Genomic DNA, 23,973 nt, shown 5'->3' with positions numbered 1-23,973 from the left:
GCGCGGCGCGTGGGGGCCGAGGAGAGCATAGAGGTCCGCGCGGCGGGTGGAGACCGGGCCGCCTTCACCGCCCTGATGACCGCCACCAAGGCCGACCTCTACCGGTTCGTGCGCCGTTACGTCGGCGACGAGGCCGAGGCGCACGACGTGCTTCAGGAAGCCTATGCGTCCGCCTGGCTCGCCCTGCGGCGATACGATCCGGCTCGGCCGTTCGAGGTCTGGCTGCGCTCGATCGCCCTGAACAAATGTCGCGACTGGAGCCGTCGGCGCGCGGTCCGCCGCGTCGTGCGCGGGGTCATGGGTCTGGATGCGCCCGAGGCGACGGCGGTGGGGGACGCGACCCCTGCGCCGGAGACCCGGCTGGACGACCAGCGCCGGGCCGAGGCTCTGCAGCGCGCATTGTCCGACTTGCCCGACGCCCTGAAGGCGCCGCTTCTGCTCGCCGCGCTTGAAGGGCGGCCTCACGCCGAGATCGCCGCCATCCTGGGCCTCACGCCCAAGGCCGTGGAGACCCGCATCGCTCGCGCCCGCAAGAAGCTGGGCGAAGCCTTGGCGCGGAAGCCGGGTGAAGACGCTTGACCTTGCCATGATGGGAAGGTGCACAAGGTCGCGAGCCTGACCGGCTGTGGCGACCTGACGCAAGGGATGCGCCGCCCGGATGCGTATCTGAACGAACGGCTGAATAGCCGGCCAAGGAACTTCTCGCTTATGTCGACCGCGCACTTTGATCGCCGAACGCTCCTCCGAGGCGCCGCCGCCGGCGGCGGCCTGCTGGGACTGCAGGGCCTGCTGCCCGCCTGGGCGCAGACGGGATCGACGGGCCTGCGGTCGGACCTGCCGACGCTGACGGGACCGAACGTCGACCTCACCGTGGGCCACTCGCCCTTCACGGTCGGGGGACGCACCGGCCATGCGGTGACCATCAACGGCGTGCTGCCGGCGCCGCTGCTGCGTCTGCGGGAGGGCCAGAACGTCCGACTGTCCGTGACCAACAGCCTGGACGAGGACACCTCGATCCACTGGCACGGCCTGCTGGTTCCATTCCAGATGGACGGGGTGCCGGGCATCAGCTTTCCCGGCATCAAGGCCCGCGAGACCTTCGTCTACGAGTTCCCGATCAAGCAGTCGGGCACCTTCTGGTATCACAGCCACTCCAACCTTCAGGAAGCGATGGGCCATTACGGTCCGATCGTCATCGACCCGGCGGGCGCCGATCCCGTCGCTTACGACCGAGAGCATGTGCTGGTCCTGTCGGACTGGAGTTTCATGCATCCGCACGAAATCCTGTCCAAGCTGAAGAAGAGTCCCGGCTACTTCAACCAGCAGCGCACCACGCTCGCGGGCCTCATCTCGGGCGAGGACCGGATGAGCCTGGAGGAGCGGCGCATGTGGGGCGAGATGCGGATGGACCCGCGCGACATTCTCGACGTCAACGGCTCGACCTACACCTATCTGATCAATGGCCACGGACCGCAGGAGAACTGGACCGGCCTGTTCCGGCCCGGCGAGCGGGTGCGGCTGCGCATCATCAACGCCTCGGCCATGTCCATCTTCAACATCCGCATCCCCGGCCTGCCCATGACCGTGGTCCAGGCGGACGGCGAGAACGTGCGCCCGGTCGAGACCGACGAGTTCCAGATTTCGGTGGCCGAGACCTATGACGTGATCGTCCAGCCGACCGAGGACCGCGCCTACACCATCGTCTCCGAGGCTATCGACCGGTCCGGCATGGGGCGGGCGACCCTGGCGCCGCGCCTGGGCATGACCGCCGAGGTGCCGCCCCTGCGCGAGGTGCCGAACTTGACCATGCGCGACATGGGCATGGGGGGAATGGATCACGGCTCAATGGGCGGCATGTCCGGGATGGATCACGGCGCGATGGCGGGCATGGACCATGGAACGCCAGGGCAAGGGGCGGCGCCGGCCGGCGACATGGCCGGGATGTCGATGGCCGGGATGAACATGCGCGATCCCGAAAACGCCCCGCCGGACATGGCGGTCGGCGTGGGCGTCGATGCGATCGCCATGGACCCGGCGAACCGGCTGGGCGAGCGTCCCATCGGCCTGACGGACGTCGATCACCGCGTGCTCGTCTACACCGATCTGGTGTCGCTCCAGCCCAACAAGGACCAGCGCCCGCCGTCGCGGACAATGGAAATCCACCTGACCGGCAATATGGAACGGTTCATGTGGGGCTTCGACGGCCGCAAGTTCAGCGAGCTGGTCGAACCGATCCGCTTCGAGCGGGATGAGCGGGTGCGGGTGACCCTGGTGAACGACACCATGATGGCCCACCCCATCCACCTGCACGGCCACTTCTTCGAACTGGTGACCGGCGGCCCGGCTGGGCATCAGCCGTTGAAGCACACCGTCAACGTGGCGCCGGGCGGCAAGGTGACCTTCGACCTGACCGCTGACGCGCCCGGCGACTGGGCCTTCCACTGCCATATGCTGATGCACATGCACGCCGGGATGTTCAACGTCGTGACGGTGCGGCCCATGGACGGAGCCGCGTCATGAACCGCCTCGCCGTCGCCCTCGCGCCGCTGATCCTCGCCGCCAGCGCCTTCAGCGCCCAGGCCCAGGACCCGCACGCGGGTCACACAATGCCGCCGGCGTCGGCGCGACTCGCGCCCGCTCCGGCTCCCACGCCGCAGGCGCCCGCTCGGCCGCCCGCGCAGGACCCGCACGCGGGTCATGTCATGCCGCCCGCGCAGACGCCGCCGGCCGCCGACCCTCACGCCGGCCATCAGATGCCGGCCCAGGCCGCGCCCGTTGATCCCCATGCGGGTCACGACATGTCGACGATGCAGCCGGTGGCGCCGTCCGATCCGCACGCAGGCCACGACATGTCCGCCATGGCTCCCGCTCAGGCCGCCGATCCCCACGCCGGGCATGACATGTCGACCATGAGCATGGGGCCGCCGGATGCGCCGACCAGCGCCGACAATCCCGGCCGTCCTCCGGAAGACCCGCTTCCGGCCGCCGCCCTGAGCAGCCCGATCCATGCCGCGGACCTCGTCTTCGGCGCGGACGCTATGGCCGCCGCCCGCCAGACCCTCGTTCGCGAGAACGGCGACGTCCGCACGACGGCCGTCATCATCGACCGCCTCGAGGCGGGCTTCGGCGACGATGGCGAGAGCTATCTCTGGGACGTCCAGGGCTGGACCGGCGGCGACATAAACCGCTTCTGGTGGAAGTCGGAAGGCGAAGGTGACTTCGGCGGCGGTCTGGAGCAAGCCGAACTCCAGGCCCTCTACAGCCGCGCCGTGACGCCTTTCTGGGACCTACAAGCCGGCGTCCGCCAGGACTTCCGCCCCGACGGCGAGGACACGACGCATCTCGTCCTCGGCCTCCAGGGGCTCGCGCCCTACTGGTGGGAGATTGACGCCGCCGCCTTCCTGTCGACCGAGGGCGACCTGACCGCCCGCGTCGAGGCTGAATACGACCAGCGCATCACGCAGCGCCTGATCCTCCAGCCGCGCCTCGAAATCGACGCTTCGGCCAGCGACATTCCGGAACTGGAGATCGGTTCGGGCCTCTCCTCGATCGAGGCGGGCCTGCGGCTGCGCTACGAATTCCGCAAGGAGTTCGCTCCCTACGTCGGCGTCGAGTGGAGCCGCGCGTTCGGCGACACCGCCGACTACATCGAAGCCCGAGGCGGCGAGGCTGACGACGTCCGTTTCGTCATCGGCCTCAAGGCCTGGTTCTAACCCAAGGAGACCACCCCATGATCCGCACGCTCGTCCTCACCGCCGCCCTGGCGTTCGCCGGCGGCGCCGCCGCCCAGGATCCGCACGCCGGCCACGCCATGCCGGCCCAGGCGGCCGCGCCTCAATCGGGCATCACCACCGTCCCGGCCGACGGCGCCATGACCTCCGGCTCGCCCGAACGCTTCAGCGTCACCTTCCCGCACGCGATGATCTTGAAGACCGTGACGCTCACCGCCGAGGGCCAGGCCCCGGTCGCGGTGACCGCGCCCGCCGCGCCCGCCGCCGCCACCGTCAGCGTGGCCTTGCCGCGCCTCGCGCCCGGGACCTACACTGCCGCCTGGACCGCCGAAGGCCCGGATGGTCACAAGATGTCCGGCTCCGTCAGCTTCATGGTCCACTAGGAGAGCGAAGATGAGAATTTCCAACCTGATGGCCGCCGCCGGCGCGGCCTTCGTCCTGAGCGCCGGCGCGGCGCTCGCCGCCGAAGGCTGCGAGTGCTGCAAGGACATGGCGGCCGACGCCGAGATGAAATGCTGTGACGAGATGCGGCCGGCTCAGGACCCGACGGCGCCTGCGGCCGAACCGTCCGATGACGCTCCGGCCGCGCCGGCGCCCGCGCCTCAGGGCTGACAAGACCTTCGGTCCTTCCGGGGCGGCGAGGCCCGTCGCTCCGGAACGCTGCCGGATTCCGCCGGTCAGCGGTCGCGACCCTGATCTCGGCGTCGGCCGGCCTCCCTGTCCGGCGGCCGACGCATTCGCTCCAGATGGGTCGCCGCGCGCGCCCAGGCGCGCTCGATCAGACGGCCTTGCGCTTCGGGATCGGCCACGAGCGCGCGAACGACGGTGGAGGCCGTTCTCAACCGATCGTCCAAAGCTCGACCGACGCGAACGGGGGCGGGCGAAGCCGTCTCCCTCTTGCGGTCCGGGGAATCGCCGCCGGCCTGGCGGTCGCGTTGTCTCGGACGATATCCGGTCACGTCCAGTCCGAGCGCCTGGGCCTGGATCCAGACCTCTCGCCGGAACGCTTCGTCCCCCGCCACCCGGATCTTCGACCAGCCCCGATGCCGGGCCACCTTGAGCATGTCGGCCACGGCGTCCGGATAGGCCTGAGTGGCGATCAGGGATCGCCCCTTGTCGCTGAACATCGGCTCCTGGGCCCGGTGATCGCGGAAGAATCGTTCGGCGCGGCCTTGTCGGTCGCGCTCCACCAGATAGCGGTCGAGCAGGGCGGGCGGCATGTCGCCTTTCTCGGTCGATCGCGGGCGCGGCGCGTCCGGGCCGGCCGCCGGTGCGACCCGGTTCTGATCGGGGCGGTCTTGCTTCTGGTCCTCCATCAGCGGTCACGCGCCTCCACGAGTTCGCCGACGGACGGCGCGGCGGTGTCGATCATCCGATCGATCCAGTCGCCGAACACCGCCTCGGATGCGTCGGCCGACGGCGGGGGAAGTCCTTCAGCGGCGAGGGCCAGGGCGAGGCTGTCGAAGTCCAACTCGGGTTCCGTCGGCGGTGACGGGGGCGGGAGCGTGGGCCAAGGCGCGGACGAAATCATCGGCGCCGGCCGAAGCCGGTCCATGAACGCGCGTTCGCGGTAGTAGACGATCTTGCGGGCGCGGACCGGCGGCAGCCCGGCTTTCAGCACGATGAGCCTGTCGGCGGGCAGTTGCATCAGTTCCTGCGGCAGCATCAGGGCGCGGCGCTGATCGGAATCCGTATGACTCCGCCGCCCCTGCGCGAGCCCGCTTGGCCGGCTCCGGCTACGGGCGCCGTAGGTATAGTAGCCGAGCCGTTCGCTGAGATCCTGGGCGACCTTCAACTCCTTGGGCGCGAAGACGATCTCGACGGCGCAGTTGGTCAGGATTTCCTCGGTGAGGTCGGGGCCGTAGAGGGCACGGAGCTGGGAGGGGCTCTGGATCACCGGAAGCAAACGCAGGCCGTAGCCGGCGACCCAGGCGAAGGCGTGGGCCAGCACCGGCGCATGTCCGAGCCGGGCGAATTCGTCGAGCAGGACGAGGACGGGCGCGTCGGCGGGACCGGGGAGGGCGCGGCTATTGAGATCGACGAGTTGCTGGAACAGCAGGGCGTAGAGCGGCGCGACCCGCAGCAGATTGTCGGGGGAGGCGCCGAGGTAGAGCGACAGTCGTCCCTGACGCACTGTCCTGAGGTCGAAATCGCTGGCGCTGGTCGCCGCATCGACCGCGGGGTTCAGCCACAGGCCCATGCGGCTGGTGATCGACTGGCGCACCGAGGCGAAAGTGTTTTCGCTGGAGGCGCAGAAATCCGTGAGGGCGGACACGCAGCCGGCGGACAACGGCCGGCCCTGGCGCCGCCGGTCCTCGATCAATCCGGGGAACCGCAAGCGGGGATCGCCCTCGGTGAGCTGGCGATAGATCTCGCCGAGCGTGAAGGGCCGCTCGGAGGTCTCGGCGACGAAGGCGCCGACGCCGATGAAGCCCGTCCGAGCGGCCTCGGACCAGAAGGGATCGGCGTGATCGCTGCCGGTGAACAGCATCGCCGACATGCGCTGTAGTTCGTCCAGGACCTCGATCGGGTCGCTCCGGTCGATATGACCGAGGGGATTGAAGCGGGCGCCGCCGCCGCCGGGGGCCAGGGGATCGAACAGCAGGACGCGCTGACCGGCCTCGGCGCGATAGCCGGCGCTGGCCGCGTAGTTCTCCCGCTTGATGTCCAGCACGACCACCGATCCGGGCCAGGCCAGCAGGTTGGGGATCACCACTCCGACGCCCTTGCCGGTGCGGGTCGGCGCGTAAAGCATGACGTGGTGAGGCCCATCCGCGATCAGCAAACCGTCGCCGGTCCGGCCGAGGATCACGCCCTGTCGCGCACGCAGGCCGGCACGGCGCTGTTCCGAAGCGGACGCCCAGCGCGCGGCGCCATGGAGCGGGCGACGACGATTGAGCGCAACCGCGGCGGACAGGACCAGGGTGAACAGGCTGGTCGAGGCGGCGCCGATCGCGAGCCAGCGGCGCACCTCGGGATCGTGCCGGTAATAGAGGAACCAGGCGGGAATCCGGGCGGGCTCGATGTCGCCCGAGAACCGGCCCAGGCCGATCAGGGCGATGGCCGTGGCGCCGATGGCGGTGACGCCCAGGAGGAAGAGGACGACGGCGGCGATCACCGCCGCCCTAGCGCCCGGGCCGGCGCTTTCGAAGCGGGTCATGCCAGACCTCCGTCATCCGAAATCGGCCGTCGACCTTCTTCATCTGCACGACCACATCGACGAGCAGATGGAGCAGAGCCCGGATGTCCTCGCGCGGCAGGTCGCGTCCGCCTTCGGATTCTCTCACCAGCAAGGTCAATTGTTCAAAGGCCAGGGCCGCCGAATCCGCATGGACCGTGGTGATCGAACCCGGATGGCCGGAGTTGACGTTGCGCAGATATCTCGAAAAGGCCTGTTCCAAATTGCGGGTGCGCACCCGCATCGAGGCCGTCGCCTTGGCTGTGCGTCAGGGGCTGATCGAACCGGGGTGAGGGAAGGGGGCGGGCCAGGAACTTCTGTGATGAAGCCCGGCGTTTCGCCGCCGACCGCTGCCGACGTTCGCACGTCCCCTGGCTCTCGATCGGCGCCTATCGTTCCCGGAACCCGCCGTTTGACACTCTAGCGCGTCGCTTACGCTTTCGCGAGCCGCGCCCCACGGCCGTGTATGGGTTTTTGGAGAGTCCCGTCATCGCCCGGCTTTCAGAGCCGCAACCGACCGATCGGTCGTCCTGGATGATTGCGCCGGCGTCCACCATGCCGCGTTGCAGTTTGGGGCAAGACGCGATACCGGCGGGACGAGGCTCATCTTGCACAAACTGATTCACGCCCTCTGCGCCATCGTCTGCGTCGCCGTCATCGGCGGGATGATGACCCATGGCGTGTCGGATCTCCGCCACGATGTGTCGCACGCGACGTTGGAACACAGCGACGAAATCGGTCACGACCATAACCAAACACAGGGTGACGCCGTCGAGATCGCGGCCGAAGCTGGGGTCGAGACGCCGTCCGGAACCCTTCCCGCCGGCCATCATCATCACGGTGGCGGCGACAGCCATGCGGCCCTTCCAGACCACCAGGGCGGCCTGCCTGGGCTTGTGAGCGCGCGTGTTCCCCCCACGACGCTCGGGGCGGGCCAACTGCCTGAAGGGCTCATCGGCGATGGACCCGAACACCCTCCGAAACAGCTGCGCCTGATCGCCTGATCCGTCGCGGCCGCAGGGCCGCACGCGCACTGTTTTTTGGAGACTTCCTTGAAGAAGCACATGACCGGCCCGGCCGGGTCGTGGGCGCGTCTGGCCGTCGTTTCGACGCTGGCGCTCTCACTGGCGGTGATCCCGCCCACCGTCGTCGTCGCGCAGGACCGCGCGGCTGCGGTTCCGCTATCCTTGGCCGAGGCCCTGTCCCGGTCCGCCGCGGTCGATCCGGCCCGAGCCGGGTCTGAGGCGCGGGTCCGGGCCGGAGAGGCCGGCGTCCGCCAGGCGGACGTGCGGCCCAACCCCACCCTTGGCCTAACGGTCGAGAACCTGCCGACGATCGGCGGCGGCGGGATCGCCGATCGCACCGAGGCGACCCTCACCTATGAGCAGCGTCTGGAGCGGGGCGGGGACCGCCCCGCGCGCGTTTCGCTGGCGCAGGCCGAAGCCCGGGTCGTCCAGGCCGAGGCCGCCGTTCGCCGGCTCGACCGGCTCGAGGCTGTGCAGCGCGCCTGGGCCGACGCCCTCGCCGCCCAGGCCGAGCTGGAGATCGCCGCCGAACGCCTCCAACTGGCCGAGCGGTTCCAGGCCGAGGTGCAGCGCCGTGTCGACGTGGCGCGTGACCCGCTGTTCGCCGGCGCCCGCGCTGAAGCCGAACTCGCCCAGGCCCAGATCGATTTCGACCAGGCCGAGATTCAGGCCCGACTGACGCGCGCGATCCTGTCGCGATTCTGGTCCGGCGTGTCCGACTTCTCGCTCGATCCGGCCGACTTTGTTGACACGAGCGCGGCGCGTGTGACGGCGGGCGATGTCGCGGAGGCCGACCTGATCGTCTTCACCGCGCAGCGCGAGATCGCTGACGCCCGCGTGCGGGTCGAGCAGGCCCGGGCGACGCCGGACGCCACCGTCAGCGTCGGCGTGCGCAGCCTGTGGGACGACGGCGCGGTCGGCCTGGTCGTCGGCGGCTCCATTCCGCTGGGTCGTTACGACCGGAACCAGGGCGCGATCGACCGGGCCCGCGCCGAAGGGCTGGCGGCCGACAGCGATCTGGCCGTGGCGCGTCAGGAGCGCGAGCGCGAGATCGCCCGGCTTCAGGTCCAACTCGCCTCCCGGGCGCTGGAGGCCCGGCGCATCCAGGAGGAAACCCTGCCTCAGGCGGAGCGCGCCGTGGTCCTCGTCCGCGAGGGCTTCAACCGCGGCGGCTTCACCTACAACGACGTCATCAGCGCCCAGCGGGCCTTGCTCGAAACGCGGGCGCGACGCGTGGCCGTCCTCAAACAATTTCACATCGATCGCGCCCGCCTTGACCGGCTGACCGGCGCGCACGGCGACCTGTTGATCGCCTCGGAGATCCAGCCATGACCCGTTTCTCTCCTTCGCGGCGATGGATCGCCGTCTCCTTGCTGGCGTTGGCCGCAGGGGTTTCCGCCTGCGGCGAGGGCGGCGGCGCGGATCCGGCCGAGGCCGAGGCCCAGGCCGGCGACTATGAGCGCGGCCCGCACAATGGGCGGATGCTGCGCGACGGCGACTTCGCCGTGGAAGTCACCATCTTCGAGGAGGGGCCGGAGCCGCTCTACCGGCTCTATCCCTATCTGAAGGACAAGCCGTTGGACCCGCGCCAGGTCCAGGCCTCGATCGTCTTGACCCGTCTCGGGCCGAAGATCGACCGCTTCGCCTTCACCGCGACCGAGGACTATCTGACCAGTCCGACCGTGGTGGCCGAGCCGCATTCGTTCGACGTTGCGGTCGCCGCCGCCCACGCAGGGAAACAACATCGCTGGACCTATCCGTCCTACGAGGGGCGGACGATCATCACGCCGGAGGCCGCCCGGGCGGGCGGGGTGACCACCGAGCGCGCCGGTTCAGCCTATCTGGGCGAATCCCTGCCGCTGCAGGGACGGATCGAGATCACGCCCGAAGGGCAGAGCGAGGTCCATGCCCGCTACCCCGGGCGGGTCATGGCGCTGTCGGTCGAGCTCGGCGATCGGGTCCGACGCGGCCAGGTTCTGGCGCGCGTGGAATCCAGCGAGAGCCTGCAGACCTACGCCGTCACCGCGCCGATCTCCGGCGTCATCATGGCCAAGAACACCAATGTCGGATCGATCACCGGCGGCGGGGATCCCATGCTGGTGATCGGCGATCCCAGCCAGGTCCATGCCGAGTTCTTCCTCTATCCGCGCGATGCCGAGCGGGTGCGGGTGGGACAGCGGGTGGAGGTGCTGTCCCTCGCCGGAGATCACCGGATCATCGCTCCGGTCGAGGCCATCCTGCCGACCGCCGACATCACCAGCCAGACCTTGATCGCCCACGTCCATCTGCCGTCCCAGAACGGGGCTTGGCGTCCGGGACTGGGGGTGCGGGGAACCGTGCAGGTCGCGACCACTGAGGTGCCGCTGGCCGTTCAGACCAAGGCCATCCAGCCGTTCCGCGACTTCCAGGTCGTCTACGCCAAGGTGGGGAACACCTATGAGGTGCGGATGCTGGAGCTCGGCCGCCGCACGCCGGAATGGACCGAGGTGCTCGGCGGACTCGAACCCGGGACCGAATACGTCGTCGACGGCGCCTTCCTCATTCGCGCGGACGTCGAGAAGTCCGGCGCGAGCCATGACCACTAGGGGGCGCGCACATCATGCTTGAACGCATCATCGCGCTGTCGATCCGGTTCCGCTGGATCGTCATGGCGCTCGTCCTTCTGGCCTGCGCCGTGGGGGTCTGGAGCTTCCAGCGCCTGCCCATCGACGCCACGCCGGACATCACCAACGTCCAGGTGCAGATCAGCACCGAGGCCCCCGGCTTCTCGCCGCTGGAGTCCGAACAGCGCATCACCTTTCCGATCGAGACCGCCGTCGCGGGCGTGCCGGGGCTGCAGTACACCCGCTCCATCTCGCGCTACGGCCTGAGCCAGGTCACGATCGTCTTCGAGGACGGGACCGACATCTATTTCGCGCGCCAGCTGGTCAACGAACGGCTCCAGGCCGCGCGAGGGCAACTGCCGGAAGGGGTAACCCCCGAACTCGGACCCATCGCTACCGGCTTGGGCGAAATCTTCATGTACACGGTGGTCGCCGACCAGGGCGCGCGCCGGCCCGACGGCGAGATGTACACGGCCGAAGACCTGCGAACGCTTCAGGACTGGGTGATCCGGCCCCAGCTTCGCAACACGCCGGGCGTCACCGAGGTCAACACCATCGGCGGGTTCGAACGGCAGTATCACGTCACCCCCTATCCCGACCGTCTGGCCGCCTATGGCGTGACCATGGCCGAGGTGGTCGAGGCGCTGGAGCGCAACAACGCCAACGTTGGCGCCGGCTATGTCGAACGCTACGGCGAACAATATCTGGTGCGGGTGGCCGGCCAGGCGATCGGGATTGAAGACCTGGGCGCCATCGTCGTCTCCAATCGCGGCGGAGCGCCGATCCGCGTGGCGGACGTCGCCGATGTGATCATGGGCGAGGAGCTGCGCACCGGAGCGGCGACCCAGGACGGCGAGGAGATCGTGCTCGGCACGGTCTTCATGCTGGTCGGCGAGAACAGCCGCACCGTGGCCCAGGCCGCCGCGGCGCGGTTGGAAGTGGCGGCGGAGTCCCTGCCGGCCGGGGTCAGCGCGGTGGCGGTCTATGACCGGACCGATCTGGTGGAACGCGCCGTCCACACCGTCGAGAAGAACCTGCTCGAAGGGGCGCTGCTGGTCATCGTCGTGCTGTTCCTGCTGCTCGGGAACATCCGCGCGGCCCTGATCACGGCGGCGGTCATTCCGGTGACCATGCTGATGACCATCACCGGCATGGTGCAGACCGGCACGTCCGGCAATCTGATGAGCCTGGGCGCGCTCGACTTCGGCCTGATCGTCGATGGCGCCGTCATCATCGTCGAAAACTGTTTGCGCCGTTTCGGCGAGGCCCAGCACCGTCTGGGTCGCATCCTGTCGCGCGAGGAACGGTTCAACCTGGCCGCCTCGGCGTCCAGCGAGGTCATCCGGCCGTCGCTGTTCGGGGTGCTGATCATCACCTTGGTCTATGTGCCGATTTTCGCCCTGACCGGGGTGGAGGGGAAGATGTTCCATCCGATGGCGATCACCGTCGTCATGGCGCTGACCATCGCCCTGGTCCTGTCTCTGACCTTCGTGCCGGCCGCAGTGGCCATGTTTGTCACCGGCAAGGTCGAGGAGAAGGACAGCTTCATCATGCGGGGAGCGCGCCGGTTCTACGAGCCCGCGCTGGACGTGGCCCTGCGGCTGCGCGTGGCTTTCGTGGGGGTCGCCATCGCCCTGGTGGTCATCGCCGGTCTGGGCGCGTCGCGGATGGGATCGGAGTTCATCCCGAACCTCGACGAGGGCGACATCGCCATGCACGCCCTGCGCATCCCGGGCACCAGCCTGACCCAGGCGGTGCAGATGCAGACGGCGCTGGAGCGGCGACTTTCGCAGTTCCCGGAGGTCGAGCGGGTGTTCGCCAAGATCGGCACAGCCGAGGTCGCCACCGACCCCATGCCGCCCTCGGTCGCCGACACCTTCATCATGCTGAAAGAGCGGTCCGAATGGCCCGACCCCAGAAAGCCCAAGACCGAACTGGTCGAGGAGATGCGGGCGGCGGTCGAGCTGATCCCCGGCAACAACTACGAATTCACCCAGCCGATCCAGATGCGGTTCAACGAACTGCTCAGCGGCGTCCGCGCCGATGTCGCCATCAAGGTCTTCGGCGACGACCTGGACCAGCTTCTGGAGACGGGTCAGGCCATCGAAGGAGTCATCGGCGGCATCGACGGCGCCCAGGACGTGGCGGTCGAGCAGGTCACCGGCCTGCCCGTGCTTCAGATCACGCCCGACCGCGCCGCCCTGGCCCGGCTCGGCCTCAGCCTGGACGACGTGCAGCAGGTGGTGGCCGCCTCGATCGGCGGCACGACGGCCGGTCAGGTCTTCGAGGGCGACCGCCGCTTCGACGTGGTGGTCCGCCTGCCCGAAGAGATGCGTCAGAACACCGACGCCATCGGTCGGCTGCAGATTCCTCTGCCCTCAACTGGCGGCGGGGGCCGCGCCTTCATTCCCCTGGAAGAGGTCGCGACCATCGTGGTCGAGAAGGGACCGAACCAGATCAGCCGCGAGGACGGCAAGCGGCGCGTGGTGGTCACCGCCAACGTCCGCGGCCGGGATCTGGGCTCCTTCATCGCTGAGGTGCAGGACAAGGTCGGAGCCGAGGTCGAGGTGCCCGCCGGGTACTGGATCAGCTATGGCGGCACGTTCGAGCAGCTGATCTCGGCGGCCAAACGGCTGCAGCTGGTCGTGCCGATCGTGCTGCTGCTGATCTTCGGCCTGCTGTTCGCTTTGTTCCGGTCGGTCAAGGACAGCGCCATCGTCTTCTCCGGCGTGCCCTTGGCCCTGACCGGCGGCGTGGCGGCGCTGGCGATGCGAGGCCTGCCGCTGTCGATCTCGGCGGCGGTCGGCTTCATCGCGCTGTCGGGCGTGGCGGTGCTGAACGGCGTGGTGATGGTCAGCTTCATCCGGGGTCTGATCGAGGAGGGCAAGCCCGTCAGGGACGCCGTCCGGGAGGGCGCCCTGACCCGCCTGCGGCCCGTGCTGATGACCGCACTCGTCGCCAGCCTGGGCTTCGTGCCCATGGCGCTGAACGTCGGGGCCGGGGCCGAAGTCCAGCGTCCGCTGGCCACGGTCGTGATCGGGGGGATCATTTCCTCGACGATCCTGACCCTGCTCGTCCTGCCCGCGCTCTACAGTCTGGTGCACGGGCGCGACGGACCCGGGGATCGACCCCGTCCGGCCTGGCTGGACCACCTGCCGTTCCGTCCCGGTCGCGGGGTCAAATAATGGGCCGGTCGTTTTCCCACCTTCCCTCTCTGACGTCCCGAAAGGTCATTATGACAGCGGCAAGCCGTCCCGACCCCGTGTCGTGGCTCAGATCGCCCACGACAGCGCTGGTCGCAATCGTGCTGTTCTTCATCCTCGACGGGGCGTGGTCTCAGGCCATGGCCCACGGGGTCGCGGACGGCGACAAGGGCTATATCCAGGAGACGTCCGGCTTCCTGTTCTGGCCGTTCCTCTATCTGGGGGCCAAGCACATGGTCACCGGCTACGACCACCTGCTGTTCCTGCTGGGGGTGATCTTCTTCCTCTACCGGATGAAGGACATCAGCCTCTATGTGACGCTGTTCGCCGTCGGCCACTCCTCCACCCTGTTGCTGGGGGTGCTGACCGACATCAGCGTCTCCAGCTATCTGGTCGACGCCATCATCGGCCTGTCGGTCGTCTACAAGGCGCTCGACAACATGGGCGCCTATCAGCGTTGGTTCGGCTTCCAGCCCTCAACCAAGGCCGCCACGCTGATTTTCGGCCTGTTCCACGGGTTCGGCTTGGCCACCAAGCTGCAGGACTTCAACCTGTCCCGTGACGGGCTGATCGGCAATCTGATCGCCTTCAACATCGGCGTCGAGGCGGGGCAGCTGCTGGCCCTCGGCGCCATCCTCATCGTCATGGGCTTCTGGAGGAAGACATCCGGCTTCTGGCGTCACGCCTACGCCGCCAACGTCGTCCTCATGAGCCTCGGCTTCATTCTGGCGGGCTATCAGCTCGTCGGCTTCTTCGTCGTCTGACCGGAGACCTGAGCATGTATAACGCCAATAAACCCGATGTTTCGGAACTTCCGTCGACCGCGGCGCTGCTGAAATCCACCGGCATCGCCCTGGTCGTCGCGTCGGCGCTCCTCGTCACGGTCGTCCTGCCCGCCGAGTACGGCGTCGACCCGACGCGGGTCGGTTCCGTGTTCGGCCTGACGGAGATGGGCCGCATCAAGAGGCAGCTCGCCGCCGAAGCCGAGGCGGAGACGGCCGGGACCGCCGACACTGCGCCGGCCCCCGTGACGCCCTTGGCTGCGTCCTCCGCCGCCGCCGCGACGCCGCCAGGGGCGTCCCCGGCCGGCCAGCGGACGGACCGGACCGTTCTGACCCTCGCGCCCGATCAAGGCGCGGAGATCAAGCTCGTGATGGCCGAGGGCGCCCGGGTCCGGTTCACCTGGACGAGCAGCGGCGGCCGCATCAACTACGACACCCATGCGGACCGCCCCGGCACGCCCTACCATGGCTACGGCAAGGGGTCGGAACAGCGGGTCGAGGGCGACCTGATCGCCGCCTTCGACGGCAGTCACGGCTGGTTCTGGCGCAATCGGACCGGAGAACCCGTGACCATCACCCTGCAAACCTCGGGCGCCTATACCGAGGTGAAACGGGTGGTCTGATCCAGGCGGCGATGGCGACGGCGCCCAGCCGTCGCATCGCCGTTGTGGCGTTGGCGGTTTTCCACGGGTCGACCGCCGCGCCGTCGCTTACAACGGAGACGTTCCATGTTCTCGCCGCTTCGCCACCCTGGTTATCGGCATCTCTTCATCGCCCAGGTGTCGGCGCTGCTCGGGACCGGCATGGCGACCGTGGCGCTCAGCCTCCTCGCGCACGATCTCGCGGGCGCGCGGGCCGGGGAGATTCTCGGCGCGGCCCTGGCCATCAAGATGGTCGCCTATATCGCCGTCGCGCCCTTCGCCAGCGCCCTGGCCGCGCGCCTGCCCCGCAAGACGCTTTTGGTCTGCCTGGATCTGGTTCGCGCGGGCGTCGCGGCCTCCCTGCCGTTCGTCGGCGCGGCCTGGCAGGTCTACGCCCTGATGACGGTCCTCTATGTCGCGTCGGCGGCCTTCACGCCGGCCTTTCAGGCCATGATCCCCGATCTGCTGCCGGACGAGGCGGACTACACCAAGGCCCTGTCGCTTTCGCGGCTGGCGGCGGACCTCGAGAGCGTGGCCAGCCCGGTCCTGGCCGCGGTGTTGCTGGCCTTCATCAGCTACAACAACCTGTTCGCGGGCACAGCGATCGGCTTCGGCGTTTCGGCCCTCTTCGTGATCACGGCGGCCCTGCCGGCGCTCGTCTGGGTCGCGCCCAGGCCCTTCGTCCAACGGCTGACGGGGGGTCTGAGGCTCTTCATCTTCACGCCACGGCTGCGAGGCCTTCTCGCCGTCAGCCTGGCCACAGCGGCGGGCGGCGCGATGGTGTTCGTCAACACCGTCGTCCTGGTGCAGTCCCGCTTCGGCCTGTCCGATCAGGCCACCGCCTGGGCGCTGGCGGCGTTCGGAAGCGGATCGATCTTCGCCGCCTTGCTCCTGCCCCGGCTTCTGGGACGGATGACCGACCGGGTCGCCATGACGGCCGGCGCCGCCTTGATGACCGCCACCCTGCTGGCCGGTCCCTGGGTGGCGACCTCCTATCCGGCGTTGATCGCCCTCTGGGTCGTTATGGGCTTCGGCTATTCGCTGACGATCACGCCGGCCGGACGGGCGCTGCGCCGCTCCTCGACGGCCCAAGACCGGCCGGCGCTGTTCGCCGCCCAGTTCGCCCTGTCCCACGCCTGCTGGCTGATCGCCTATCCCGTCGCCGGCCTGGTCAGCGCCGAGGCCCAGCCGGGCGCCGCCTTCCTCGTGCTCGCCGCCTTGTGCGCGATCGGGACGGTGGCGGGATGGATCGTCTGGCCGGCTCACGATCCGGACGCGCTGGCTCACTCCCACGCCGATCTGGACGCCGACGACCCGCATCTGGCCGATGGAGAACCGGGACCGGAGAACAGTCACGCCCATCCCTTCGTCATCGACGACCGTCACCGGCGGTGGCCGCCGCACGGCGGATGACGGCGGCCTTTAGGACGGGGCCATTCCGGACGCCGACCGGAAATTGTCGAGGCCGAGAGAGTTGAAGAGAAACCCGCCTGCTAGAACGGCTCCGGATCCCCGTCCGTGTGCGAGAACCGGTAGATCGGCAGGGCGTCGGCCTTCACGCACACCGTGTGAACGTGATGGACTTTCATGCTGTCGCGGTCGAGCACCAGGACCTCCGCGCGCAGGTCCAGCGTTTCAGGATCAGGCGGTTCCAAGATGAACTGCACCGGCGCCGCAGGGGGCGGCGACGGGGGAGGGGCCTTGATCGTGGTCGATACCACCCAGGCGTCGATCTCGTCCTCGTTTCCCGATGCCCGCACCTCGTGACGGGCGCCGGATAGCGCCGCGGCCGGCCGGACGCGCGACGACCCGTTGAACAGCGCGACGTTGAAGGCCTCCGGCTCGCCCTGGGCCGAACCATAGGCCACGCCGTGAACCGACGGCGATATCCGGGACGCGAGGTAGCCGGCCATCACCTGCGTCACGAGATAGTCGGTCAGCTCGTCATCGGGCAGCACCGGCATGCGGATCCGGCGCGCCAGCTTGCCGAGGAATTTCGCCCGGGCCAGGCGATCGCCGAAGGCCGGGTCGAACAGACTGCCCCGCTCCAGCACGCTTTCCAGCGCCTCGACATCGAGCACCTGGAGGGTCGCCTGCAGCTCGAAGCGGCCCGTGATCACCCGGCTGCCGACCGGCGGGCGCACCTCGGTCAGGGCGAGCTGTTCGGTGGTGGCGCCGTAGAAAAAGGGGACGCCATGAGGATTCATCCGGCCCGCGCGGGCGAAGCGGGGCGCGGGCGTGCCGACGAAGCGTTCGGGATCGATGATCGCCTCGTCGAAGGCGGCGCTCGATTGGAAGGCGCGCGCCCGATACAGGGCGGGCAGGTCCGTGCCGACGCCGATCGCGCGGATCACCGGCCGGCCGTCACGGGTCTTGAGCGCGTGGAGATCGGCGAACAGCCGCCCGAACACCGTCTCGACCTCGTCGCTGAAGAAGCGGTTACGGGTCTTCAGGTCGGTTTCGAGAGCCTCCCAGTCCTCCTGAAACCGCCGATCGTCGATGTCGCTCTCGACGTAGGACAGCTCAGAATCATAGGCGGTTCGCTCGCCCATCTGGGCGGCTTCCATGTCTTCATGACGGTCCGCCATGACCTGCTGGATGTCATTGGCGGGAGCTTCGTCGATCCGGCCGGTGTCCTGGATGATGAAGGCGACCTCGTCGCCGCGCTGATCGTCCCAGGAGGTTTCCGCCGCGCGTTCGAAATGCGCCTCGAACAGGAGCTCAAAGCGATCGGCGAGTTCGGCGATGGTCTCGGTGGCTTCCGTCTTCCCGCAGTAGTCGCAGACGGCAGTCTCGCCGTCCTTCATCATCTGCCCGGCCAGAAAGGGCTCGTCGACACAGGCGATGCACAGCCGCTTCTCGGAAAGTTCGTCGTCGTCCATGCGGGCCACATAGGGTCTGCGACGGCGTCGCGCGACCGGTTCTGGCTCAAAGGTCGAGGCGGAAGCTCGGGTCGATCGACCGCCGCATCGTCTCATCGACGTCCGCAGCCTCGGCGAAGCGCGGCCAATCGGCCACGGCGGCCTTCACCGCCTCGACGATCGACCGCGCCCGGGCCGCGTTGATCGAGGCGGTGGCGGCGCATTCGTCCAGATCCGCGCGGGTGAAGTCGTCGCGCTTGCCGTTCACGGACATCTGGTGGCGGGCCAGCCACTTGTTGCGCAGGTCGTAGGCCCAGGTGATGTCATACGCCGGGGCCAGAGACCAGGCGCCCGACTGGTCCATCAGAAAGGCGATGTTCTTGACGTGGTCGTCCTGGTTCCGGGCGATGAGGTTGAAGGCCATGCGCCGGTACATTTCCTCCATCGCCTCCATCGGGAGGCCGAGGCGGCGCATGACGTGGAAGGCCTGCTCATAGGTGTAGCTGTCGGGGCTGCAGTAGTCGTAGTGCGCCAGGGCCGCGAGCGACTGCATGTGCAGCTTGCCTTTCGGCGTCCGGTCGAAGCGCCGGGTCATGAAGTGGCGCCGGCCGCCCTCGGCCAGGAGCCTGCAGTCGGTCATGACGATCCCGGCCGCCTTGGCCATCTCCGAATAGGCGAACTCGACGGCCCCGTAGCCCTGCGGATCGGCCAGGCCCCGGTCGCGGTTCTCGCTGACCCCGTCGAACTTCAGCAGCCAGTAGCTGAAGCCGTCGCCGGCCTCGACCTGGCCGGAGCGCACCTCGTTGGTGTCCGGGTTCCAGGCGATCACGGCCTTGGCGCGCGCCCCGCCCGCCGAGGTGCCGACCAGCAGGATCTCGCGCAGTGCGTCGGCCTCCTCGCCGTCCGCGAAGGAGGTCTGCAGGTCGTTGCGGTGCGTCAGGACCTTGGAGGCCAGTTGCACGAGGCTTTCGATCTGGACCTTTTCGGATTTGCGCGCGCGCGGGCCCTTCGCCGGCGTGAACTCCAGCGCGCCCATGCCGCGCGAGCCGGTGTAGCAAAGCCGCTCGACGGCGTCGAAACTGTCCCGGGTGCGGCCCTGGCTGGCCAGCCAGGCGTCGATCAGGGTGGCGCCGTAACGGTCGGGCAGGGCGTCGGCCAGCAGGCCGGGCAGGCCGTGGAAGCTCTCGGGGTTGAGGCCGGGAAAGCTGAACACCTGGTCGCCCAGCGGCATCTCCAGCGGCGCGACCTGAATCCCCGAGCCGATAAAGGCGGGGTCATAGGCGAAGGTCGCGACGTCCTCGCCCGGCGCCAGCGACACGGCGCCGATGCGGCGGCCCCAGAGATTGACGGCGGCGACGGTCACGCCTCGTCACCCCATCGCCAGGGCGCAGCGCCCGGTTCGTCGCCCTTGGCGTCGGGGCGGGCCCGCTGACGCGTCTTGCCGTGACGTTCAAGCAGATCGATCGGATTGGCCGGGGCGTCCGGCAGGGCGCGGTCGAAGGCGTCCAGCCGGCCCAGCACGCGCAGGGCGCGGACCAGATTGCTGAGCTGGATGGACTCGCCCGCCTCCAGCCGTTCGACCGTCCGCTTCGACACGCCGGCGGCCTCGGCGAATTGCGACTGGGTCATGTGCCGCTGGAGCCGGTAATCCGTGGTGCGGCGGCCCAGTTCGCCCAGAACCGCCTTGTCCGTGGTCAGATTGGTGATTTTCATAACTCGCCACTTTCGACGACTTATATAGGGATGCGCGCGTTAATTCGTCAATAATGGCGAATTATGAAGATCGCAAGTTAAATCTCGTAACTCGCCATATGTGGCGAGTTATACGCATAAACGGCTATAACTCGCCAGAAATGGCGACTTGTGATGATCATGTGGTCGGCTGGCGTGGGGTTCAAACCCGCAGGTTCACGGTTGTAAGCGTTCGGGGCTTGGCCCGACGCTGCGAACGGCCCCCGCGACAGGTCGCCGAAGGCTAAGGGCTCCGCCCTCGCGCGGGCCAGGGTGAAGCGGCTCCGCCGCCGGACCGGCCGGTCTCCCCGACCTTCCGCGCCGGCGATCAGGATCATCATCGTCAGGGGCGTCAGGCTTGTGCAGGCCGGGCGATCCCCCTCCGGCCGGTCCGCCCTGGCCCTTGCTACCCCGCTCTCGCCGAGGGGCAGGGTTTCAGGCGCGCAGTTCGCGTGCCTGCAACCCATGCCCAAAGGAGGCAGACATGACTGCTCAACCCATCGAAACCGTCGCGACCGAAGCGACCGCGCCGCAGCACGGCGCGGAGGTGATCGTGCCGCTGAACCGGCTCAAGGCCTCGCCGAAGAACGCGAGGAAGACGCCGCACAGCCCGGCGACCATCGAGGCCTTCGCCGCCTCCATCAAGGCCAAGGGGGTGTTGCAGCCGCCCGTGGTCGAGATCGAGCGGGACGGGGAGGGCGTCCCCACGGGGAACTATCTCGTCACCATCGGCGAGGGACGCCGTCAGGGGCTGCGGCTGCTGGCCAAGCGCAAGGCGATCAAGCGGACCCATCCGGTGCGGGTCATCGTGGATGACGAGAACGACGCCCACGAAATCAGCCTCGACGAGAACATCACCCGCGAGGCCATGCACCCCGCCGACCAGTTCGAGGCCTTCCAGCGGCTGGCCGTAGAGAAGGGCTACGGCCCCGAGGAAATCGGCGCCCGGTTCGGGGTGTCGGCCCATGTGGTGCGCCAGCGGCTGCGGCTGGCGGCGGCGGCCCCGGAGTTGATGACGGCGTATCGGGAGGGGACGCTGGCGCTGGACCAGCTGACCGCCTTCTGCGTCAGCGAGGACCAGGACCGGCAGCGGCAGGTGCTGGCGCAGATCGGCCCCCACACCCCGGCCTACGCCATCCGCCGCGCCATGACCGAGGCCAAGGTGCGGGTCGATGACCGGCGCGTCCGCTTTGTCGGCGTCGAGGCCTATGAGGCGGCGGGCGGGCCGGTGTTGCGCGACCTGTTCACCGAGGACGGCGGCGGCTGGCTGGAGGACGCCGGGTTGCTGGACCGGCTGGTCAGCGACAAGCTGGCCGGGCTGGCCGACGAGGCGCGCGAGCGGGAAGGCTGGAAATGGGCCGAACCGTGCGTGGAGTATGCCGACGTGTCGGCGCTCGGGCGGGTCTATCCGGTCGCGGTGGAGCGGTCGGATGCGGACGCCGCGCAGATCGCGGACCTGTCGGAAGAGTACGACCGGCTCGTCTCGGAGACGGACGCCGCCGATATGCTGCCGCCCGAGGTGGACGCCCGGCTGGAGGCGATCGACAAGGCCCTTCAGGCCTTCGGCCCGGACTTCGACTACGCCCCCGAAACCAAGGCGCGGGCCGGGGTCATGGTCATGCTCGGCCATGACGGCCTCGCCCGCTTCGAGCGGGGTCTGGTCCGGGCCGAGGACGCGGTCGTGGAGCCGCCGTTGGCGGAAGCCGACGCCGACGCCGACGGCGACGGCGATGGGGCCGAGCGAGAGCCGGACGCCGCGGACGGCGGCGTCGAGGTGGAGGATGCGGCTTCGCCGCTGTCCGATCGTCTGCTGATCGACCTGACCGCTCACAAGACCATGGGGCTGCGCGACGCGGTGCAGGCCGATGTGGGGGCGGCGCTCGCGACCGTGGTTCACGCCCTGGCCCTGCAGGTCTTCTATCCGACCTACGGCGTCTGGACGCCGTTGCAGCTTCGGCTGACGGTCAGCGGGCTGGAGCGGCTGGCGCCGGGAGTTCTGGACGGTCCCGCCGGGCGCCGGGTCAACGACCGGTGCGAGGCGTGGGGCGCGCGGCTGCCCGAGCGGGCGGAAGACCTGTGGGGCGTGGTGGCCGGGCTCGCGCCCTCGGAGCAACTGGACCTGCTGGCCTGTTGCGCGGGGGTCGGCCTCCATGCCGTGCGCGACCCGCACGACCGGCGGCCCGGCGCGTGGGCGCAGGCCGAGACGCTGGCGACGGCGGTCGGGCTGGATATGAGCGGCACATGGTCGGCCACCGCCGCCAGCTACTTCAACCGTGTTCCCAAGGCGCGGGTGCTGGAGGCCGTGACCGAGGCGGTCAATCCCGAGGAAGCGGGTCGCATCGCCGGGTTCAAGAAGGGCGACATGGCGGAGGCGGCGGAGCGGCTGGTCGAGGGCAAGGGCTGGTTGCCCGCCGTCCTGCGGGTCGCGCCGGTCGCTGACGACGAAACCGAAGCCGCCGACGCGCCCGTGACGGACGACGGCTATTCGTTCGCCGCTGAATAGCTAGATCGCGAGCGAAACTTGGCCGCGCGCCCTTTGGGGGCGCGCGGCTTTTTTCGTGCGTCGCCCGCACTGGGGACGAGGGTGTGAAAGAAGCAGTTCACGCGCCAGTCTGAACGGCGCGCCCAGGCGACCAAGTCGCTGAGGCAACCGACAACGAGACCGCTCGTGACTGAGGCTGTGTGAAAACGCCTGCGGATCGAGCGAATTAGGGTAGCCTTCCGGGGGCAGCAGGAGGTGGGCATGAGCCGCTTCGTTCAGGGTGCAGACCGCCGGCAGCAGACGCTGCTTCCCGAGTGCCTCGATGACTATGTGGCTGAGGATAATCCGGTCCGGGTGGTCGATGTCTTTGTTGACGACCTGGACCTGAAGGCTCTGGGCTTCGAGGGCATGACGCCGGCGGCGACGGGCCGACCGGCCTATCACCCGGCGATGCTGCTGAAGCTCTACGTCTACGGCTATCTGAACAAGGTGCAGTCCAGCCGGCGGCTGGAACGGGAGGCGCAGCGCAACGTCGAGCTGATGTGGCTGACGGGGCGACTGGCGCCGGACCACAAGACCATCGCCGACTTCCGCCGCGGGAACGGCGCGGCAATCCAGGCGGCGTGCGCCCAGTTCGTCGTGCTCTGCCGCCAGCTCAGCCTGTTCGGATCGGCGCTGGTCGCGATCGACGGTTCGAAGTTCAAGGCGGTGAACACCCGGGACCGGAACTTCACGGCGTACAAGGTGAAGCGGCGGATCGAACAGGTGGCCGAGCACATCGCCGGCTATCTTCAGGACCTGGACACGGCGGACCGCCACGAGGGCGAAGCCGCCGAGGCGCGATCCGGACGACTGGTCGAGAAGATCGATCGGCTCCGCGCCCAGATGGCGATGCTCAAGGCCATGGAGGCCGAGGTCGAGGCGTCGCCGGACGGCCAGGTCTCCCTGACCGATCCCGACGCCAGATCCATGGCCACGTCCGGCCGGGGGAGCGGCATGGTCGGCTACAACGTCCAGTCCGCCGTCGAAGGTGAGCATCACCTGATCGTCGCCCATGAGGTCGTGATGACGGGAAGCGACCGCGAGCAGTTGGCCTCCATGGCTGAGAAGGCCAAGGACGCGATGGGCGTGGAGGCGCTCGATGTGCTGGCCGACCGCGGCTACTTCTCCGGAGAAGAGATCCTCGCCTGCGAGACCATGGGCGTGACCCCCTTCGTGCCCAAGCCCCTGACCTCAGGCGCCAAGGCGGCGGGTCGCTTCGGCAAGCAGGACTTCGTCTACCTGCCCGAGCAGGACGTCTATCGCTGCCCGGCCGGGGCGCTGCTGCCTCGTCACATGACGACCGTCGAGAAGGGCATGACCCTGCATCGATACTGGGACCGGGCCAGTTGCACCGGCTGTTCGCTCAAGCCGCAATGCACCCCCAGCATCGAGCGTCGGGTCAGCCGCTGGGAGAATGAAGCGGTGATCGACGCGCTCCAGACGCGGATGGACCTGGCCCCGCGCGCCATGCGCGTCCGACGAAGCTTGGTCGAACACCCGTTCGGCACGATCAAGGCCTGGATGGGCCACACTCACTTCCTGACGAAGCGGCTGCCCAACGTGAAGACCGAGATCAGCCTCCACATCCTAGCCTACAACATGAAACGGGTGATGGCGGTGCTGGGCACGAAGCCCCTGATGGAAGCGATCAGGGCCTGAGGAGGGGGCGCTCTGCGCCTCGTCGCAACCTCCGC

Annotated in this window: 20 protein-coding genes; 14 read left to right on the top strand and 6 right to left on the bottom strand. The window is 68.8% G+C overall.

Going from position 1 to position 23,973, the window contains the following annotated elements; translation table 11 throughout:
* Positions 1–9: 9 nt before the first annotated feature.
* From ACP7CK_RS11520 to ACP7CK_RS11500, 5 genes are all read left to right on the top strand, one after another.
* Positions 10–579, top strand: coding sequence for an RNA polymerase sigma factor (locus ACP7CK_RS11520; protein WP_426026069.1), 570 nt, complete (start codon positions 10–12; stop codon positions 577–579).
* Between the two features lie 129 nt (positions 580–708).
* Positions 709–2,520: a copper resistance system multicopper oxidase gene (locus ACP7CK_RS11515; protein WP_426026068.1), complete on the top strand. Its 1,812-nt coding sequence runs from the start codon at positions 709–711 to the stop codon at positions 2,518–2,520.
* A complete protein-coding gene (locus ACP7CK_RS11510) occupies positions 2,517–3,713 on the top strand; it encodes a copper resistance protein B (RefSeq protein ID WP_426026067.1) in 1,197 nt (398 codons plus the stop codon). The genes ACP7CK_RS11515 and ACP7CK_RS11510 overlap by 4 nt, the downstream gene beginning before the upstream one ends.
* A 17-nt stretch (positions 3,714–3,730) precedes the next feature.
* The gene (locus tag ACP7CK_RS11505) at positions 3,731–4,114 is read left to right on the top strand and encodes a copper resistance CopC family protein (protein WP_426026066.1); all 384 of its coding nucleotides are present in this window, start codon (positions 3,731–3,733) and stop codon (positions 4,112–4,114) included.
* A 10-nt stretch (positions 4,115–4,124) separates the two neighbouring features.
* Positions 4,125–4,343, top strand: a complete 219-nt coding sequence (locus tag ACP7CK_RS11500) for an ammonium transporter family protein (protein WP_426026065.1) — start codon at positions 4,125–4,127, stop codon at positions 4,341–4,343.
* Between the two features lie 65 nt (positions 4,344–4,408).
* Here ACP7CK_RS11500 and ACP7CK_RS11495 read toward each other — a convergent pair whose 3' ends face one another.
* From ACP7CK_RS11495 to ACP7CK_RS11485, 3 genes are all read right to left on the bottom strand, one after another.
* Positions 4,409–4,951, bottom strand: coding sequence for an LPD7 domain-containing protein (locus tag ACP7CK_RS11495; protein WP_426026064.1), 543 nt, complete (start codon positions 4,949–4,951; stop codon positions 4,409–4,411).
* A gap of 95 nt (positions 4,952–5,046) precedes the next feature.
* A complete protein-coding gene (locus ACP7CK_RS11490; protein WP_426026063.1) occupies positions 5,047–6,891 on the bottom strand; it encodes a type IV secretory system conjugative DNA transfer family protein in 1,845 nt (614 codons plus the stop codon).
* Positions 6,857–7,153, bottom strand: a complete 297-nt coding sequence (locus ACP7CK_RS11485) for an ATPase, T2SS/T4P/T4SS family (protein ID WP_426026062.1) — start codon at positions 7,151–7,153, stop codon at positions 6,857–6,859. Before ACP7CK_RS11485 ends, ACP7CK_RS11490 begins: the two co-directional genes overlap by 35 nt.
* Positions 7,154–7,517: 364 nt before the next feature.
* On the opposite strand from ACP7CK_RS11485, the gene ACP7CK_RS11480 reads away from it, so the two are divergent.
* From ACP7CK_RS11480 to ACP7CK_RS11450, 7 genes are all read left to right on the top strand, one after another.
* Positions 7,518–7,913: a hypothetical protein gene (locus ACP7CK_RS11480; protein ID WP_426026061.1), complete on the top strand. Its 396-nt coding sequence runs from the start codon at positions 7,518–7,520 to the stop codon at positions 7,911–7,913.
* Between the two features lie 48 nt (positions 7,914–7,961).
* The gene (locus tag ACP7CK_RS11475) at positions 7,962–9,266 is read left to right on the top strand and encodes a TolC family protein (RefSeq protein ID WP_426026060.1); all 1,305 of its coding nucleotides are present in this window, start codon (positions 7,962–7,964) and stop codon (positions 9,264–9,266) included.
* Positions 9,263–10,519: an efflux RND transporter periplasmic adaptor subunit gene (locus tag ACP7CK_RS11470; protein ID WP_426026059.1), complete on the top strand. Its 1,257-nt coding sequence runs from the start codon at positions 9,263–9,265 to the stop codon at positions 10,517–10,519. Before ACP7CK_RS11475 ends, ACP7CK_RS11470 begins: the two co-directional genes overlap by 4 nt.
* 14 nt (positions 10,520–10,533) lie before the next feature.
* Positions 10,534–13,722, top strand: coding sequence for an efflux RND transporter permease subunit (locus tag ACP7CK_RS11465; protein WP_426026058.1), 3,189 nt, complete (start codon positions 10,534–10,536; stop codon positions 13,720–13,722).
* A gap of 119 nt (positions 13,723–13,841) precedes the next feature.
* Positions 13,842–14,504 (top strand): HupE/UreJ family protein, encoded by a 663-nt coding sequence (locus ACP7CK_RS11460; protein ID WP_426026057.1) that lies wholly within the window; start codon positions 13,842–13,844, stop codon positions 14,502–14,504.
* Between the two features lie 14 nt (positions 14,505–14,518).
* Complete coding sequence (locus tag ACP7CK_RS11455) at positions 14,519–15,145, top strand: transmembrane anchor protein (protein ID WP_426026056.1); 627 nt, start codon at positions 14,519–14,521, stop codon at positions 15,143–15,145.
* A 105-nt stretch (positions 15,146–15,250) separates the two neighbouring features.
* Positions 15,251–16,576: an MFS transporter gene (locus ACP7CK_RS11450; RefSeq protein WP_426026055.1), complete on the top strand. Its 1,326-nt coding sequence runs from the start codon at positions 15,251–15,253 to the stop codon at positions 16,574–16,576.
* Between the two features lie 80 nt (positions 16,577–16,656).
* On the opposite strand, the gene ACP7CK_RS11445 is transcribed toward ACP7CK_RS11450, so the two are convergent.
* From ACP7CK_RS11445 to ACP7CK_RS11435, 3 genes are read right to left on the bottom strand one after another with little or no spacing between them, the layout of a single operon-like run.
* Positions 16,657–18,045 (bottom strand): RES family NAD+ phosphorylase, encoded by a 1,389-nt coding sequence (locus tag ACP7CK_RS11445; RefSeq protein ID WP_426026054.1) that lies wholly within the window; start codon positions 18,043–18,045, stop codon positions 16,657–16,659.
* 46 nt (positions 18,046–18,091) lie between these two features.
* Positions 18,092–19,387: a type II toxin-antitoxin system HipA family toxin gene (locus tag ACP7CK_RS11440; protein ID WP_426026053.1), complete on the bottom strand. Its 1,296-nt coding sequence runs from the start codon at positions 19,385–19,387 to the stop codon at positions 18,092–18,094.
* Positions 19,384–19,737, bottom strand: coding sequence for a helix-turn-helix transcriptional regulator (locus tag ACP7CK_RS11435; RefSeq protein WP_426026052.1), 354 nt, complete (start codon positions 19,735–19,737; stop codon positions 19,384–19,386). Before ACP7CK_RS11435 ends, ACP7CK_RS11440 begins: the two co-directional genes overlap by 4 nt.
* Before the next feature lie 502 nt (positions 19,738–20,239).
* On the opposite strand from ACP7CK_RS11435, the gene ACP7CK_RS11430 reads away from it, so the two are divergent.
* Together ACP7CK_RS11430 and ACP7CK_RS11425 are read left to right on the top strand one after the other, a co-directional pair.
* Positions 20,240–22,258, top strand: coding sequence for a ParB/RepB/Spo0J family partition protein (locus tag ACP7CK_RS11430; protein ID WP_419756409.1), 2,019 nt, complete (start codon positions 20,240–20,242; stop codon positions 22,256–22,258).
* 240 nt (positions 22,259–22,498) lie between these two features.
* Positions 22,499–23,938, top strand: a complete 1,440-nt coding sequence (locus ACP7CK_RS11425) for an IS1182 family transposase (RefSeq protein WP_419756408.1) — start codon at positions 22,499–22,501, stop codon at positions 23,936–23,938.
* Positions 23,939–23,973: the final 35 nt, after the last annotated feature.

The organism is Brevundimonas sp. TSRC1-1, assembly GCF_049898245.1.
Classification (GTDB): domain Bacteria; phylum Pseudomonadota; class Alphaproteobacteria; order Caulobacterales; family Caulobacteraceae; genus Brevundimonas; species Brevundimonas mediterranea_A.
The sequence above is the reverse complement of the archived record's forward strand: the minus strand, read 5'-3'. Positions and strand labels throughout refer to the sequence as shown.